This is a genomic window from Dysgonomonas sp. GY617 (assembly GCF_015233815.1).
In the GTDB taxonomy this organism is placed as follows: Bacteria; Bacteroidota; Bacteroidia; order Bacteroidales; family Dysgonomonadaceae; genus Dysgonomonas_A.
The window spans coordinates 59,493-77,235 of sequence record NZ_JADCLR010000003.1; the positions used below are offsets into that span (position 1 = coordinate 59,493).

At 35.4% G+C, this 17,743-nt stretch carries 7 protein-coding genes; 6 read left to right on the forward strand and 1 reads right to left on the reverse strand.

Annotated features, from left to right (window positions below):
• Window positions 1–32: 32 nt before the first annotated feature.
• Window positions 33–4,154, reverse strand: a complete 4,122-nt coding sequence (locus tag IR022_RS04570) for a hybrid sensor histidine kinase/response regulator transcription factor (RefSeq protein WP_194202790.1) — start codon at window positions 4,152–4,154, stop codon at window positions 33–35.
• A gap of 210 nt (window positions 4,155–4,364) precedes the next feature.
• On the opposite strand from IR022_RS04570, the gene IR022_RS04575 reads away from it, so the two are divergent.
• From IR022_RS04575 to IR022_RS04600, 6 genes are all read left to right on the forward strand, one after another.
• Window positions 4,365–7,193, forward strand: coding sequence for a TIM-barrel domain-containing protein (locus IR022_RS04575; RefSeq protein ID WP_194202791.1), 2,829 nt, complete (start codon window positions 4,365–4,367; stop codon window positions 7,191–7,193).
• Window positions 7,194–7,319: 126 nt separating this feature from the next.
• Window positions 7,320–10,499 carry a SusC/RagA family TonB-linked outer membrane protein gene (locus IR022_RS04580; protein WP_410492794.1) on the forward strand — a complete coding sequence of 1,060 codons (3,180 nt, stop codon included), beginning with the start codon at window positions 7,320–7,322 and terminating at the stop codon, window positions 10,497–10,499.
• A gap of 35 nt (window positions 10,500–10,534) precedes the next feature.
• Window positions 10,535–12,151 (forward strand): RagB/SusD family nutrient uptake outer membrane protein, encoded by a 1,617-nt coding sequence (locus tag IR022_RS04585; RefSeq protein WP_194202792.1) that lies wholly within the window; start codon window positions 10,535–10,537, stop codon window positions 12,149–12,151.
• Between the two features lie 26 nt (window positions 12,152–12,177).
• A complete protein-coding gene (locus IR022_RS04590) occupies window positions 12,178–13,536 on the forward strand; it encodes a hypothetical protein (RefSeq protein WP_194202793.1) in 1,359 nt (452 codons plus the stop codon).
• Window positions 13,537–13,651: 115 nt separating this feature from the next.
• The gene (locus IR022_RS04595) at window positions 13,652–15,124 is read left to right on the forward strand and encodes a cellulase family glycosylhydrolase (RefSeq protein ID WP_194202794.1); all 1,473 of its coding nucleotides are present in this window, start codon (window positions 13,652–13,654) and stop codon (window positions 15,122–15,124) included.
• 23 nt (window positions 15,125–15,147) lie between these two features.
• Window positions 15,148–17,649, forward strand: a complete 2,502-nt coding sequence (locus IR022_RS04600) for a sugar-binding domain-containing protein (RefSeq protein ID WP_194202795.1) — start codon at window positions 15,148–15,150, stop codon at window positions 17,647–17,649.
• Window positions 17,650–17,743 lie beyond the last annotated feature (94 nt).

Below are 17,743 nucleotides of genomic sequence, written 5' to 3' on the forward strand. Positions count from 1 at the left end.
CTAACTATAGGGTGCTAATATGTTTCTTTAGGTTAATTTGTAAACTTTTTCTTGTATTCGTTTGGTGTTACTCCAAACTCATCTTTAAAATATTTTCGGAAGTATTTAGGGTCATTAAATCCCACCTGAAAGGCTACTTCGTTTACAAACATCTGGCTTTTTTCTAATAGATTGGCTGCACGTTTTAATCTTATAAAACGAATAAATTCGGAGGGCGATTTATCGGTGAGTGCCAATATTTTTTTATAGAAGTAAACACGGCTCATAGCCATTTCACGGCATAGGTCTTCCACCAGAAAATCGGCATTTCCAATATTTTCTTCTACAATAGAGATAGCCTTTTTTACAAACTTTTCGTCCATTGTCATTATCTCTATTTCGCTTGGAGATATTTCTATCTTCTTTTTAAAATTGTTCTGATTTTTCTTTTGACGTTCTATTATTTTTGAGATTTTCAGGATCAACATATCTATATTGAATGGTTTGGAGATATAGTCGTCCGCACCAGCTTCTATACCTGAATATTGATTTTCTTCGGATGATTTTGCTGTTAAAAGAATAATCGGAATATGAGAAGTTCTTATATCAGCTTTTATCTTCCGACACAGTTCATAACCATCCATTCTAGGCATCATTACGTCGCATAAAATAATGTCGGGTAATTGATCTAATATTATTTGAGAGGCTTCCTCACCATCGTTTGCGGTAATTATTCGATAGGAGTGAATAAATAGGCTCTTGATAAACTCACGGAAATCTTCATTATCATCAACTATAAGCAATAGAGGTAATTTTAAATCTTTGGGTGTGACAGATGAAGTTTCTGGTTCTGTTAATAAAGTGTCTTGAATATCTCCCGAATAAATAACATCTTGACTCTTAGATTCTTTATAAGTAGAGTTGTCCATGGGAATTAATACAGTGAAAGTAGAGCCTTTGCCAGCTGTACTTTCTACCGAAATTTCTCCATTATGTAGCTTTACATATTCACTAACTAAATGTAATCCGACTCCGGTACCAGCCTGATTATTCTTTTGAGATTGTTCTATACGATAAAAACGATCGAATATTTTCTCCAGATATTTACTTTCTATTCCTATACCTGTATCCGAAACTTTGATACATAGTTGCTTCTTTGCATCTTTTTGAACTTCTTCGGTAATGCCTACACTTACATCAATATGACCTTCTTCGGTATATTTGAAGGCATTAGAAATCAGATTAATAATTATTTTACTCATCTTTTCAGGGTCAAAATCCACCTGAAGTTCTTTGAGGTAAGTTGTAAATGTGAATTTTATGGACTTATCAGCAGCTAGAGACGAAAATGATTGACATATTTCTCTTACTATTGGTATTATATCTCCAGTTGAAACACTCAAATTCATTTTATTCAAATCCAGTTTTCTGAAATCCAGAATCTCATTAACCATATTCAAAAGGCTCAAAGCATTTTTTCGCATGATGTTCAGTAAAGTCTTTTGTTCCTCTGAATGTGGCTCCTTCATCAGTTTTTCGAGAGGAGTCAATATAAGCGTAATAGGTGTTTTAAACTCGTGACTTATATTTGTAAAGAAGCGAAATTTGAGTTCGTCTACTTCATGAATTTTGTCGGCTTCCATTATCTTCTGAGCCTGCTTGAATTCGTGTTTTTGCTTATTTAATTTGTATAGAATAAAGAATCTCAGTACAATAACGAATATAATGAAGTAGATAAAGAATGCCCACCATGTAAGCCAAAAAGGAGGTTTTACAATTATTTTCATTATCAATGGAGTATCACTCCATACACCATCATTGTTTCCTGCATATATTATCAATTTATATGTTCCCGAATTAAGATTCGAGTATGAAGCTGCTCCAACTCCATTTTTAACCTCTATCCAATCGGTATCTAAGCCCTCAAGCATATACTTGTAGTGATTTTTCTCAGGATGTATATAGTTAAGTGCCGAAAATTGTAATGTAAAATTGGTTTCTTTATAATTAAGAGTTATTTGATCGAGATAGGTAATTGATTGATTTATAATTACCCGATTATTATACTTTTCGTTGGGTCTGATTACCTGATTGGCAATCAATAACTCCGTAAATCGGGGTTTGGGAATGTATTCGTTGAATACTATATTATTAGGGTCGAAACTCACATACCCATTTGTACTTCCTACATAAATAATTCCACTTTTGTCTTTGAACATAGCATTCTGATTACAGATAGAACTGGGCAAGCCGTCTTTAGAGTCGAAATAAGTGATCGTATAATCGAGAATATTATTTGTGTACTGACAATGGATACATGCTAATCCATTGCGTGTACCTGCCCAAATATTGTTGTTATTATCTTCTATAAGAGATACTACTTCATCGCTCGGTAACCCTTGTTTTGAGGTTATATATACAAACCGTTTGGTTAGAGAATTATATATATTCAGACCATTATCAGTGGCTATCCATGTCAAATTTCGGGAATCAACTAAAATGTTATTGGTCGAAATATTAGATAACGAATCTTGTTGTATCTGATCTTTAAAATAAGTACTTATTGCTTTACTATTGGCATCTATAATATTTACACCCCTGTCTGTGCTCAGATATATATTCTTATTAATATCTGTATATACGGAAAGGATATAATCGGAGTATAGTGCTTTTGTATTTAGAGTTGTAAATCTTGTGAAATTCGTGCGGTTGTCATTTAACTTATTTACGCCACCTCCTAAAGTGCCTATCCATAGATTGTTATCTTTATCTTCTGCAAGTCCATATACGCTTTTGCCCGAGATTGAATTAGAGTCTGTTTCATTAATCTGATATCGGGTGAAGCTTTTTCCATCAAAGGAATTTAGCCCACCTAAGAAAGTTCCGATCCATAGAGTTTTTGAATGATCTTCTAAGAGAGATGTAACTATATCAGCAGAAATGCTTTTGGGATTATTCGCATTGTAATTGAATGTTTCTACGCTTTGTTTTTCTTCATTATACTTTATTAAGCCTCTGCCATTTGTACCTATCCATAGATTATTGTTGTCGTCTTTATACAAGCTGTTACAATCAAAGGTATCCGAGTCTTCTTTTAAGTGATAGAATAGGGGAGACTTCTTGAACTTAAACATATTAGGGTGATAATAAGAGATACCTTTTTTATATGTTCCTATCCAAATAATTCCGTCGTTGTCGCAAAATATACTGATAATAGAATTCTGACTAATTGAATTGTTATTATATATATTGTTACGTAAAACAGTAATTTCCTTTTTTGATTTGTCGAAGATATTTAAGCCTCCATGATCTGTTCCTATCCAAATTAAGCCTTCTTTGTCTTGATCCATACACCGAAAGAAATTGCTGGAGAGAGCAATCTCCGAATCTTTATTTAAGAAAACCCAACTATTTGCTTTTGTATCATAGTAAGCACTGCCTTTGTCGGCTACTCCGGGATAAACCCATACATCGTTATCAGCATCTACAAATAAAGATTTCTGAATAGTAGAATTTTTAGAGTTTTCTCTAAAAAATGTATTTCGTATATCTACAAGATTAGTTTTCTCATTAAATCTTTCGATCAGACCATCTCTGTATAATACCCATATGTATTGGTTGTGTATTTTTAAATCAATAATTTCTCCGGAACTTAAAGTTTGTCCTTGTTTCGACTGGTTAAATATTACATACTTATCGGTTTCGATATTGTATTTATATATTCCTTTCTCTTTGTAGTAAAGATAGAGATTCATATGTGTATCTATTTCCACAAGTGAAGGAGAAGGAGGCAGCCCCATTTTAGTAACTAAGGAATCGATATTCTGAATGAAACTTTCACTTTTAAAATCATATATAATATACCCCGTATTTCCTATTTGCAACCATAGCATGCCTTGTGCATCTTCCTGAATATTGGTAACTCTATCGAAAGGAATGCTAGAAAGATCATTACGGCTATGTTTGTAAACTTTGAAGTTTTGACCATCGTAACGATTTAAACCCTGATTAGTTCCAAACCACATAAAACCACGGCTGTCTTTGAAAATACACTCCACTTGATTGTTAGATAAACCGTTTCTGTTATCTAAGTGAGAGAAGTCAAAGGATTGTGAATAAATAATGCTTACTGCACTATTGAGTGCTAGTAGTAGCAAGGAAATAATTATTTTCATGAAGATTTGGCTAACATTGGTTCTTTCTCTAACAAATTTAGATAAATTATATAATTATAGAGGATTTATTACAAATTTAGCCTCCATATAGAAACATATACACCCCTCCTTTGTTCAAGAACACCTTCTTTTCAAAACATTTAAACAGAACTTTTGTTATTTGATGGCATACATTTGTATTGTTACTAAAATCTAAAAATATAATTGACCATGAAGAAGCATCTATTATTAATAATGGTGTTATTACCTGCTCTGTTCTTTAGTTGTAATGATTCCTATGAGAAGACTCGCGACGGAATTATTGTAAGCCTGAAGAATGATTCTACAAATGCAACAAAACAAATTAGATTGCAAGTTATCACTGACGATATTATTCGCGTTAGTGCAACTCCTAAAGACAAATTTTCAGATAGAGAGAGTTTAATAAGCGTTTATGACAAAACTCAAACAAGTGGCTGGGATGTTTCCGAACAGAAAGACAATGTTATACTTAAAACTGCTACAACAATAGCAAAGGTTTCTCTAAAAACAGGAGAAATAGTATTTACCGATTTACAAGGTAATGTATTACTATCTGAAAATAAAGGTGGAGGGAAATCTTTTAAAGACATTGAAGTTGAAGGCAAAAAAGCATATACACTACGTCAGGTGTTTGATTCGCCCGATGATGAAGCTTTTTATGGTTTAGGTCAACATCAATCGGATGAATTTAACTACAAAGGAAAAAATGAAGTACTGTTCCAGTATAATACTAAGGTATCTGTTCCTTTTGTTGTATCCTCTAAAAACTACGGTGTTTTATGGGATAATTATTCGTTGACTAAGTTTGGAGATCCTAGAGATTACGAAAACCTAGATCAGTTCAAATTATATGACAAGAATGGAAAAGAGGGAGGTCTTACTGCTACATACATGGAGAGTAACGATCCCACACATATATTTACTGAACGTACAGAAACTACAATAGATTATGAAAATTTGGAGACTGTGAAGAACTTTCCCAAAGATTTTCCTTTCAATAATTCGAGAATTACATGGGAAGGTGAGATAGAATCAAAAGAATCGGGTACTCACCGATTTATATTATACTATGCGGGTTATACCAAAGTATATATTGATGATGAATTGATTGTTCCCGAAAGATGGCGTACAGCCTGGAATCCTAACAGCTACAAATTTGCTATTGATTTAAAAGCCGGAGAGAAGCATAAAATTAAACTGGATTGGAAACCCGATGGAGGTATATCTTACATAAGCCTTAAAGCTTTAGATTCCAAAAATGAGAAAGATCAGAACAAATTATCTCTTTGGTCGGAAATGGGTGACGAAATTGATTATTATTTCATCAGAGGAAATAATATGGATGATGTTATCAAGGGATATCGCACAGTTACAGGAAAGTCTCAAATTATGCCTAAATGGGCTATGGGATTCTGGCAAAGCCGCGAGCGTTACAAAACTCAGGATGAATTATTAAGTGCAGTAAAAGAATATCGTAAAAGAGAGATTCCTTTAGATAATATTGTTTTAGATTGGTCTTACTGGCCTCAGGATGCATGGGGAAGCCATGATTTTGATCTTACCCGTTTTCCAGATGCAAAAGGTATGATTGATAGTGTACATGCGATGGACGCACGTATCATGATCTCAGTTTGGCCAAAATTTTATCATACTACTGATAATTATAAAGCGTTTGATGAAAAAGGATGGATGTATAACCGTGCTGTAAAAGACAGTATCAGAGATTGGATTGGTCAGGGTTATATAGCCGGTTTTTATGATGCTTACAGTAAAGATGCTCGTAAAATGTTTTGGGATCAAATGAATGAAAAGCTTTACTCGAAAGGTATTGATGCTTGGTGGATGGATGCTTCAGAACCAGATATTTTATCGAATGCGAGTATGAAATACCGTAAGGAGTTGAGTACTCCTACTGCTTTGGGTTCTTCAACCGAATATTTTAATGCATATGCTTTAGTGAATGCAATGGCTATATATAACGGCCAACGTTCGGTTAACCCTGATAGTCGTGTATTTCTTTTGACCCGTTCGGGATTCGCAGGGCTACAACGCTATTCAACAGCTACATGGAGTGGTGATATTGGTACTCGTTGGGAAGATATGAAAGCTCAGATTTCAGCAGGACTAAATTTTGCTATGTCGGGTATTCCTTATTGGACTATGGATATTGGCGGTTTCTGTGTAGAGAAACGTTACGAACAAGCCAAAGAAGGATCGGAAGATCTGAACGAATGGCGTGAGTTGAATACACGTTGGTTTCAGTTTGGTGCTTTTTGCCCTCTGTTCCGTAGTCATGGACAATACCCATATCGTGAGATTTATAATATTGCTCCCGAAAACCATCCTGCATATAAGAGTATGGTATATTATGATAAGCTTCGTTATCGTTTGATGCCTTATATATATTCGGTTGCAGGAATGACACACTTTGATGATTATACTATCATGCGTGCTATGGTAATGGATTTTGGACGTGATACTAAAACTTATAATATTGACGATCAATATATGTTTGGACCCGATCTTATGGTTTGTCCTGTATATACTTACAAAACTACTTCGCGTGATGTTTATTTTCCTGCTAATACAAACTGGTACGATTTTGAATCGGGCAGATATATCACAGGTGGAAAAACGGAGAAGATTTCAGCACCATACGAACGTATTCCTTTGTTTGTTCGAGAAGGAGCTATTCTGCCCTTTGGTAAGGATATCCAAAATACAAAGCAATCTCAGGCAGATAATATTCAACTGAAAATATATGAAGGTAAGGACGGAGAGTTTACAATTTATGAAGATGAAGGTGTAAATTATAATTATGAAAAAGGACAATTTGCTAAAATAAAAATCAACTATGAGGAGAAAACCAAAACTGTAACCATTGCAGACATTCAGGGAGAATACTCGGGAATGCCTAATACCAGAACTTTTGAAATTGAATTAATAACTAAAGACAACAAAAAACAAAATCCTAAAATCGTAGAATACTCAGGTAAGAAGTTATCTGTAACTGTATGAAAAAAGTAAAGTAAAATAAAATATTTGATACTATGTTTTAGAATCATAACTATCTATTGTTGTTTTACTAGCCAAAGCACAATAAATAGTTCTGAAAACTTAATAATTTCTTAAAATTTCAAAACCATGAATAAACAATTAAAATTATTAGTTAACCAATCATCTCATTTTGGCTTTTTGAAGCTGTGTTTGATGATTATACTAAGCTTTGGATTGATTCTCAATCTGCAAGCTCAGACTATACAGGAAGTTTCGGGGGTTGTAACTAGTAACGGAGAGCCTCTTGTGGGAGCTTCGGTAGTAGAAAGAGGTACAACCAATGGAACTATTACCGATCTGGATGGAAAGTTTACTCTTAATGTAGCCGGTAATGCTTCTCTGGTAGTTACTTACTTGGGATATACAACCCGAACAATATCGGTTAATAACCAAAAACAATTGGACATTCAATTACAGGAAGATAGTAATATGCTTGATGAAGTAGTTGCAATTGGATATGGTGTTCAAAAGAAAAAATTAAATACAGGTGCAACTATACAAGTAAAAGGTGATGAATTGGCTAAGTTGAATACAACTAATGCACTTCAGGCTTTACAGGGACAAACCGCAGGGGTACAAATTTCATCTACTTCGGGACAACCAGGTGCTGATATGAAAGTGACCGTTCGTGGATTGGGAACTGTGGGGAATTCTCAACCTCTTTATATTATAGATGGTATCGAAGGTGATATTACTGTCCTAAATCCCGCTGACATAGAATCTATTGATGTACTTAAAGATGCAGCATCAGCAGCAATCTTCGGATCTCAAGCTGCAAATGGTGTGGTTTTGGTAACAACAAAAGGTGGTAAAAAAGGAAAAGGACAAGTATCGTTCGATGCTTTCTATGGAGTTCAGAATGTAGCACGTAAGGCTAATATGCTTGATGCTAATGCTTACAAAGTAATAATGAATGAGCAAGCTATAAACTCAGGCTCTGCAATGTATGATTTTGATGCGATGGGCGAACTTGCTAATACTAACTGGATAGACCAGATGTTTAAGGACAATGCAAAGATCGAAAACTATTCATTAAATGTTTTGGGTGGTTCAGAAACTTCGGTTTATGCCTTATCTCTAAACTACCTATCTCAAGAAGGTATTATTGGCGGTAGTGATGTTTCGAATTACGAGCGTTATGGATTTCGTGTAAATACCGAACATAAACTGTATAAAGATGTATTGAAAGTAGGGCAACACCTAAACTTTAACTATATTAAAAGTAGAGGTATAGATGTTGGTAATCAATATAATAATACTTTAAGAGGAGCTTTTGCAACTTCACCTCTTTCTCCTGTATATAGTGATAATAATATCTACGATAGTCCATTTAATGATACCAGCAATTCTCTTTGGTACAAAGGTGATGGCAACCCTTATGGAGCTATGATGACTAACAGCAACAATGCTAATGATGCTCAAAAATTATTAGCCGATGTTTATGCTGAACTTGAACCAATAAAGAACTTAAAGATAAAATCGGTGCTTGGTATCAACTACTATTCATCTGAGTACCGTAGTTTCGATCCATTGTATCAATTCTCTATTTACTCATACAATAACGATCATACTACTGTAAATCAAAATATGAGTAAAGGACATACTTTAACATGGATGAATACAGCCGGATACGATTTTAATATAGGAGAAGATCACGCTTTTAGTGCTTTAATTGGTACAGAAGCTGTTCGCTATCAAGGCACTTATTTATCTGGTTCGAACTGGAATCTTTTGTCTCAGTTCAATGACTTTTCTCATGCTTATTTGGATAATACAACAGGTCAGGCGCATTTAGATGAAAAAGGAAATATTGTAGAAACTAAAACAGTAGGAGGAAGACCCGAAAATGCATATCGCCGTATGTCGTATTTTACACGTATAGGTTATAACTATGCTGAGAAATATATGATCAATGCAACATTGCGTGCCGATGGTTCTTCACGATTTGCTCAAGGACATCGTTGGGGATATTTCCCATCAGTTTCGGCAGGATGGATTATTTCGAAAGAATCTTTCATGGAAGATCTTACAAAAGGATCATGGTTGGATATGTTGAAATTGAGAGCAAGTTGGGGACAAGTAGGTAATCAAGATATCAAAGACTTTCAATATGCATCACCCATAAATACCTCTACGGGATACAGCGCAGATAACCCTGCTGCCTATTATACGTTTGGCACAAACAAAGTAAATGTACCGGGTGCATATGCTAATCGCTTATCTAATCCCGCTTTGACTTGGGAAACTTCTGAGCAAACAAATATTGGTTTGGATGCTTTCATGTTGAGCAATCGCTTAGGTATTAATATGGACTTTTATGTAAAAACAACCAAAGATTGGTTAGTTGAAGCTCCTATTTTAGCAACAGCAGGGGCAGGAGCTCCTTATATCAATGGTGGTGATGTTAAGAATACAGGTTTTGAGTTAGCTGTATCGTGGAAAGACAATATTGGTCAGGTTGGTTATAGTATTGGAGCAAACGGAGCTTACAATCAAAACAAGGTAGGTAACATTCCGGGAGAAGCTGGTACTATAAATGGAGCTGAAAATATGCTTTATGATGGTTCGGTAGAATTTTACCGTGCTCAAAACGGGTATCCTATTGGCTATTTCTATGGTTTTAAAACATCTGGAATTTTTCAGAATACACAAGAAATAGCGGATTGGAAAGCAGCTGGAAATGGTATACTTCAAAGTGATGTACGCCCAGGTGATGTAAAATATGTAGATATGAATAAAGATGGTAAAATAGATAAATTAGATAAAACTGATTTAGGCAATGGTATGCCCGATTTTACTTTTGGTTTCAATATTGCTGTTGACTATAAACATTTCGATTTCTCGGTAAATGCAAATGGTGTTGCCGGTAATAAAATTGTACAATCTTATCGTAATCATGCCAATAAACAAGCCAATTATACTACGGCTATACTTAATCGTTGGACTGGTGAGGGAACATCAAACAGAATGCCTCGTGTTACAGAAACCAATACTAACTGGCAGTTTTCTGATTTATATATCCAAAAAGGTGATTTCCTTAGGATAAATAATATTATGCTCGGATATGACCTTGCACAAGTAATCAAATGGAAAAATCTTAGTCAGTTGAGAATTTATGGTGCTGTTCAGAATGCATTTACGTTCACTAAATACGATGGTATGGATCCTGAAATTGGATATGGAACAAGTGCATGGGTATCTGGTGTTGATGTGGGTTATTATCCTCGTCCAAGAACCTTCTTATTTGGTGTAAATCTTAAATTTTAAGGTGATAGATGTATTTACTAAAAAAAGAGAAAACAATGAAAAAGTTTAAATTAAATATATTATTAGCAATGGGAGTGAGTTTAGGCTTATTTTCTTGCTCCGAAAGTTTTTTAGATGTTGAACCCGGAACCAGTATTCTTGATAACAATTACTATAAAACAGTTAGTGATGCCGAAATGGCTCTGGTAGGATGTTATGATGGATTTCAACGTACATCATCTAATGGTAACTTATCTATTTATGTAGTTTCTGAAGTTCTTTCCGATAACTGTTTTGGAGGAACTGGTAATACCGATGGACGCGGTTATCAGGCACTAGACCGTTTTGATTTGTCACAATCACCATCGGATGCCAATTTGTTTAACGGAACTTGGACAGACTATTATGCTGCAATATTCCGTTGCAATACACTATTATCCAAATTAGATGGTATTCCTTTCAAAGAGGGAACAAATACAAGAAATCGTATTGAAGGAGAAACTCGTTTCCTGAGAGCAATTCTATACTTCGACTTAGTTCGCTTGTTTGAAAGAATTCCATTATTAAAGGTTCCTACTACGGAAAATCTTCCTCAAGCAGAACCTGTTGAAACATATAAACTGATAGTGGAAGACTTGAAGTTTGCCTCTGAAAATATTCCGGCAGATGCTTATTCGAAATCAAAAGCAAGTGAAAATGATGGTAGGGTAACTCCTTATGCAGCTAAATCGATGATGGCACGTGTGTATTTATTTTATACAGGATATTATAAAGTTGATGATTTGGGTATCACTAAATCAGAAGTATTGGCAGGTTTAGAAAATGTGATTAGTAGTGGTGAGTATGGTTTAATAGATTCTTACAAATCTCTATGGCCTGCAGCTAGTTATATTCCTTCAGAAACAGCTAATACCCTTGACAAATCGGGATATATAGGTGAAGGAAACAAAGAAACAGTATTTGCTCAGAAGTTTAATAGTACTACCGATTATAATGGTAATATCGATGGCAATCGCTGGTTGGTAATGATGGGTATGCGTAATACCAACTGGTCTCCATATGGAAAAGGGTGGGGCGCTTGTACTGTAAATCCTAAGTTGGTAGCAGCTTATTCAGACAACGATACACGTAAGAAAGCTTCTATAATCGATATTGTAGGTGAAGGCATCAAAACATTCGATTTGAAAGATGCACGTGAGTATACAGGTTATTCAACTAAAAAATATACTCCGACAGCTTTACCCGATGGTACTTCTGATACAGGTGGTTCTAAGGATAATCAAATATCTCAGGATCAGGATTACGTTCTTATCAGATATGCAGATGTGTTGTTAATGGCAGCAGAATTGGGTTCGCCTAATGCTCAGACTTATTATGACAGTGTACGTAAACGTGCAGGCTTGAATGGTAGATCAGTATCATTAGCTAATATTCAGGAAGAACGTCGTTTGGAGTTTGCTTTTGAAGGTATTCGCTATTGGGATTTGCTTCGCCAAGGCTTAGATGTTGCGGCTTCTACCATTGCACAAACACAAAAAGTAAAAAGTGGTGCAGCCGATGATGAAGTGGTTATTACTGCAGATAATGTTAGAAAGACTAGAGGCTTTATGCAGATACCAAATACGCAGATTATAATATCTCACGATGTTCTGATCCAAAATCCAGGATGGTAATAATCAACATTTAATATTGAAACGTTATGAAAAATATATATAAATCGATATTAGCTATTTTAAGTATGGTACTGCTCTTTACGGCTTGTTCTCCAGACAATCCGCAACTAGGGTCTACTTTGGCAAAAGATCAATTAAAATTTAGCATTACACAAAATCCAGATGATCCTAATATGGTGATATTGGAAAGTTTTACGCCTAATGCTTCACCATTCTGGACTACACCTTTAGGTCGTTCTACTCATGTAAGAGATACTGTAAGGATTGCTTTCCCCGGGACCTATACATTTACTTATGGAGCTCTTTCGAGCGGAGGAGCTACACAAGCCGATCCTTTTGAATTGACTATCACAACTACTAATTTAAGTTATGTAGACGATCAGTTATGGACAAATCTAACAGGTGGTGTAGGCAATGAAAAAGTATGGAGATTAGATTATGGAATGTATGGATTGAACTCAGGGCCTTTGACCTATTGTGCTCCTCTAACAACTTGGACTCAGTGGCAAGCTGGTACAGCCGAAGTGGGTTGGGCTCCATCTTGGAATGATAATCAGTGGATTATTGAGGAAGCAGATAAAGAAAGTCGTATGACCTTTAGTCTCAAAGGTGGGGCTTATATGAAAACTCATAAAGTAACTGAGGGTGTAAATGAATCGGGTACATTCTTTTTAGATGTTAACAATCATACATTGACAACTACAGACGCAACTATCCTGCGTTCGAAAAGTTTTATTGCAAATGCAACTAATTGGAACAAAGACTTGGTTGTACTTTCTCTTACCGAAAATCAGTTGATGGTAGGTGTTAGACGTACCAACTCGGAAGGTGATTATTTATATGTTTGGAATTTTGTATCTGAAGAGTATGCTGAAAAATATGTTCCTGAAGATGTAGAAGATCCTAATTTCGATTTTGGAAATCAAACGGAAATCCTTGCAGTAAATACGACTAAAACATGGTACTTAGATACTGAGGTTCCTTTTAACTGGGCAGATATCAATGGTAAACTATTGAATGAATGGAGTAGCAGAGCTGATATTATATCTGCGGGATGGACTGGCTATGACGATTCGTCGGTTGCTAATATTGATGGTTGTTCTATCACTTTCACTCAAGATGGAAAAGTAACTGTAAAACAAGATAATGGAACGGAAACATCCGGAACTTATAAGAATACTCAATCAACCAATACAATTACATTCAAGGATGTTACACCTTCTTTCCTTATTGCAGGTTGGATAAGTGTTGCTACAACAGACGAAAATCAATGGAAGATTGTAAAAGTAGATCATAATGCCTTAGGAAATGTAAGCGGTATCTGGTTTGGAAAAAGAGATCCATCAAAAGCTGAATATATGGTATTCCATTTTATCAGTAAATAAGCCGTAGAAATGGGTTAGATAACTTATTGTCGAAAATAAATCAATAATGACTACCTCTCGGATGCTCACCGAAATGAACTCTCTGAGGTAGTCTTTTCTTTAATACGATTTGTATATGAAACTACTAAAATGCTTAATTCCTATTATATTGGTATTCTTTTCCTTACAGAGTTGTAGTAATTCTGAAGATGAAATAATACCAGAAGAAATAGTTCCGATTGTATCGGTCAGTTCTGTGGCTATCTCTTTTGAAGCTGTGGGCGGTACAAGCCCTCTTGAGATAGTTAGTAATTCTAACTGGAAAATAAATTATACGTCTACTTGGTGCAGACCTTCTATTCAAGCATCTAAAGGAAATGTTAAGGTAACTATAACTGCAGATGCTAATGATAAAGAAGAAGAGCGTAGCGAAACTTTTACTCTTTCGGCAACAGGAATGAAGGATGTTGTGGTGACTATCACACAAAAAGCGAAAGATCCGGCTGTAATCATACCAGACTATATTGATCCAGATAAAACGGGAATGACAAACGATGCTTTGCTATTAGCTGCTAAGATGAAACTGGGATGGAATCTAGGCAATACAATGGAATCGTGTGATGCTACAAATGCAGGAGAAACGATGTGGGGAAATCCGATGACATCTAAGAAACTGATTGACGCAGTTAAAGCAGGAGGTTTTAATGTTGTTCGTATTCCTTGTGCATGGAGCGGATATATAGAAGATGCAGCAACTTATAAGATAAAAGAATCGTGGTTGGCACGTGTAAAAGAAGTTGTAGACTATTGTATTGATAACGATATGTATGTTATTCTCAACATCCATTGGGATGGTGGATGGTTGGAAAATAATCCTACCTACGACAAACAAGAAACTGTAAACGTAAAACAGAAAGCCTTGTGGAAGCAAATAGCTATTTATTTCCGTGATTATGATGAGCATTTGTTGTTTGCGGGTACAAACGAAGTGCATAAGGACTATAATGCACCTTCTACTGAAAACCTTACAGTTCAGATGTCATATAATCAAACCTTTGTAGATGCAGTGCGTGCTACGGGAGGTAGAAATACTTGGCGTAATCTTGTAGTGCAAGCTTATAATACAAATATAGAATATGCTGTAAATTATTTAAAGATGCCTACTGATGCTACTGCAAGTCGCCTAATGTCGGAAGTTCATTTCTATGATCCGTATGATTTTGCATTACAAGAAGATGGTACATATAAAACTCAGTGGGGAAAACCTTTTGTAGGTGGAGATGTATCTTCTTGGGGACAAGAGGCTTGGATAAATGAAGCTTTTGGTAAAATGAAAACCAACTTTGTAAATAAAGGAATACCCGTTGTCTTAGGTGAATATGGTGCTATTCTTCGTACATCATTATCTGCCGAATTACAAACAAAACATATTGAGGCACGTAACTACTACTTGAATTATGTAACTAAAGCAGCAAAGAATAATGGTCTGATTCCTGTCTATTGGGACAATGGTAATGCCGGCGATAAAGGCTTTGCATTATTTAATCGTAATACGGGTGATCAAGTACATGCAGATGCTTTAAAGGCAATAGTAACAGCAATAGAGTAATTATTTGGATAAAGAAACAGACCATGAAAATATTATATGGACTTATAATTATTTCTATTCTATGTGGGTGTTCTACTCAGGTAAAAGTAAGAGATAGAGCTGATTTCACAGAAAACTGGAAATTTTACTTAGGAGACGATTCTCTGGCTAATAAAGCTCAATATGATGACTCTAAATGGCGAACTTTAGATTTGCCCCATGATTGGAGTATCGAAGCCGATTTTTCGCTGTCAAATCCTGCAACACCGGGTGGGGGAGCACTTCCCGGAGGAGTTGGATGGTATCGTAAAGAGTTTACCCTTGATAAATCGTCAGAAGGTAAGACCGTTTACATAGATTTTGATGGCATATATTGGAATAGCAAAGTTTGGGTTAATGGTCATCTAATAGGTGAACGTCCTAATGGGTATATATCATTTAGATATGATCTTACACCGTATTTGAAGTTTGGCGAAAAGAATATCATCTCAGTACGAGTTGATAATTCTCAACAGCCTAATTCCCGATGGTATTCAGGTTCGGGTATATATCGTAATGTTTGGTTGGTAACTGTAGATCCTGTTCATGTTGATTATAATGGTACGTATATTACGACTCCGGTAGTAACTAAAGATTCTGCTGAGATTAAGATTGTGACCACTATTCGGACTACGGAAAATACTCTATCGGATGTAGAATTGTATTCGATATTAGTAGATGCAGAGGGAAAAGAGGTTACAAGGATTAATAGTTCTGTGAATACAACAGCTTCGGGAGTAGCAACATCAGAACAGGCGTTAAAAGTAGAACAACCTAATCTGTGGTCGGTAGACAAACCATATATGTATAAGGTAGTCTCTCAAATTAAACAGAACGGAAAAATTATTGATGAATATGAAACTCCTATTGGAATACGCTATTTTACATTTGATAAAGATAAAGGCTTCTTTTTGAATGGAGAATCAGTTAAAATAAAAGGGGTCTGTAATCATCACGATTTAGGATGTTTAGGTGCAGCTGTTAATGTGAGAGCTATTGAGCGTCAGTTAGAGATTTTGAAAGAAATGGGCTGTAATGGCATACGTACAGCTCATAATCCACCTTCGCCCGAATTATTGGATTTATGTGATAAGATGGGTTTTATAGTGATGGATGAAGCTTTTGATATGTGGAGAAAGAAGAAGTCCCCATACGATTATTCTCAATTTTTCCCAGAATGGCACGAAAGAGATTTAACAGATCTTATTCTGAGAGATCGTAACCATCCATCTATTTTTATGTGGAGCATTGGAAATGAAATTTTAGAGCAATGGTCGCATATTGATGCTGATACTTTGGATTTGCAGCAAGCTAATATGGTGTTGAATTTTGCAAATACGTTAGATAAAAAGTCTGTTCCATCGAAAGATTTGCATGTAAACTCTCTTTTGACTCTCAAGTTGGCAGATATAGTAAAACAACTGGATCCGACGCGACCTGTAACAACAGGTAATAATGAAACTGAGCCAAGCAATCATATATTTCGTTCGGAAGCGATGGAAATTATAGGATTTAATTATCATGAGAATAATTGGGTGAATTTCCATGAGAAGTTTCCCGGTCAGAAGCTTATTATAACCGAATCTACTTCAGCACTTATGTCTAGGGGCTATTATATAATGCCTTCCGACAGTATGAATATTTGGCCGGAACGTTGGGATAAACCTTTTGACAGAACCGTACATCAGTGTTCATCGTATGACAATAATCATGTGCCTTGGGGAACGACTCATGAGGATACTTGGCGATTGATAAAAGAATACGATCATATATCGGGAGTATATTTGTGGACAGGTTTTGATTATCTGGGAGAACCAACTCCTTTTTGGTGGCCATCGCGTAGTTCTTATTTCGGAATTATAGATTTAGCAGGCTTCGCTAAGGATGTTTACTATATGTATCAAAGCGAATGGACTAATAAAGATGTATTACATTTATTTCCTCACTGGAATTGGGATGAAGGGCAACTTGTTGATGTTTGGGCATATTACAGTAATGCAGACGAAGTGGAACTTTATCTAAATGGAAAATCATTAGGAACGAAAACTAAAAAAGATGGAGAGTTTCATGTGCTTTGGCGAGTTCCATATACTAAAGGAACATTAAAAGCTGTATCTCGAAAGAATGGAAAAGAAGTATTATCCAGAGAAATAAAAACAACAAGTAAGCCAGTTTCAATCCGTTTAACCGCAGACAGAAATAAGATAACCGCTGATGGCAAAGATTTGTCTTTTGTGACAGTTGAAGTATTAGATGCCGATGGTCTGGTTGTTCCTACGGCAGATAATCTGATTAAATTTTCGATAGCAGGTAATGGTATTATTGCTGGTACTGACAATGGAAACCCTACGGATTCTTTATCCCTAAAGAAACCCGAAAGACAGTTGTTTAGTGGAAAAGCAATAGCAGTAATTCAATCTACAAGAAAAGAAGGAAAGATTGTTTTGAAAGCAAGCTCAGAAGGTTTAGAAAGTAATTACATTGAGATTAGTTCCAAGAAAAGGTGATAAGTAAGAATAAAGTAACATCTTTATTATTGTGATTCAAATACCTTTTTATTGTATTTAATGTTATTAATATAAGAGATTTAAGTTAAATATG

What these genes read in the sequence shown, in the direction of transcription:
- IR022_RS04585 (WP_194202792.1), top strand. Translation starts at nt 10,535, where the DNA reads ATGAAAAAGTTTAAATTAAATATATTATTAGCAATGGGAGTGAGTTTA.
- IR022_RS04595 (WP_194202794.1), top strand. Translation starts at nt 13,652, where the DNA reads ATGAAACTACTAAAATGCTTAATTCCTATTATATTGGTATTCTTTTCC.
- IR022_RS04580 (WP_410492794.1), top strand. Translation starts at nt 7,320, where the DNA reads ATGAATAAACAATTAAAATTATTAGTTAACCAATCATCTCATTTTGGC.
- IR022_RS04570 (WP_194202790.1), bottom strand. Translation starts at nt 4,154, where the DNA reads ATGAAAATAATTATTTCCTTGCTACTACTAGCACTCAATAGTGCAGTA.
- IR022_RS04590 (WP_194202793.1), top strand. Translation starts at nt 12,178, where the DNA reads ATGAAAAATATATATAAATCGATATTAGCTATTTTAAGTATGGTACTG.
- IR022_RS04575 (WP_194202791.1), top strand. Translation starts at nt 4,365, where the DNA reads ATGAAGAAGCATCTATTATTAATAATGGTGTTATTACCTGCTCTGTTC.
- IR022_RS04600 (WP_194202795.1), top strand. Translation starts at nt 15,148, where the DNA reads ATGAAAATATTATATGGACTTATAATTATTTCTATTCTATGTGGGTGT.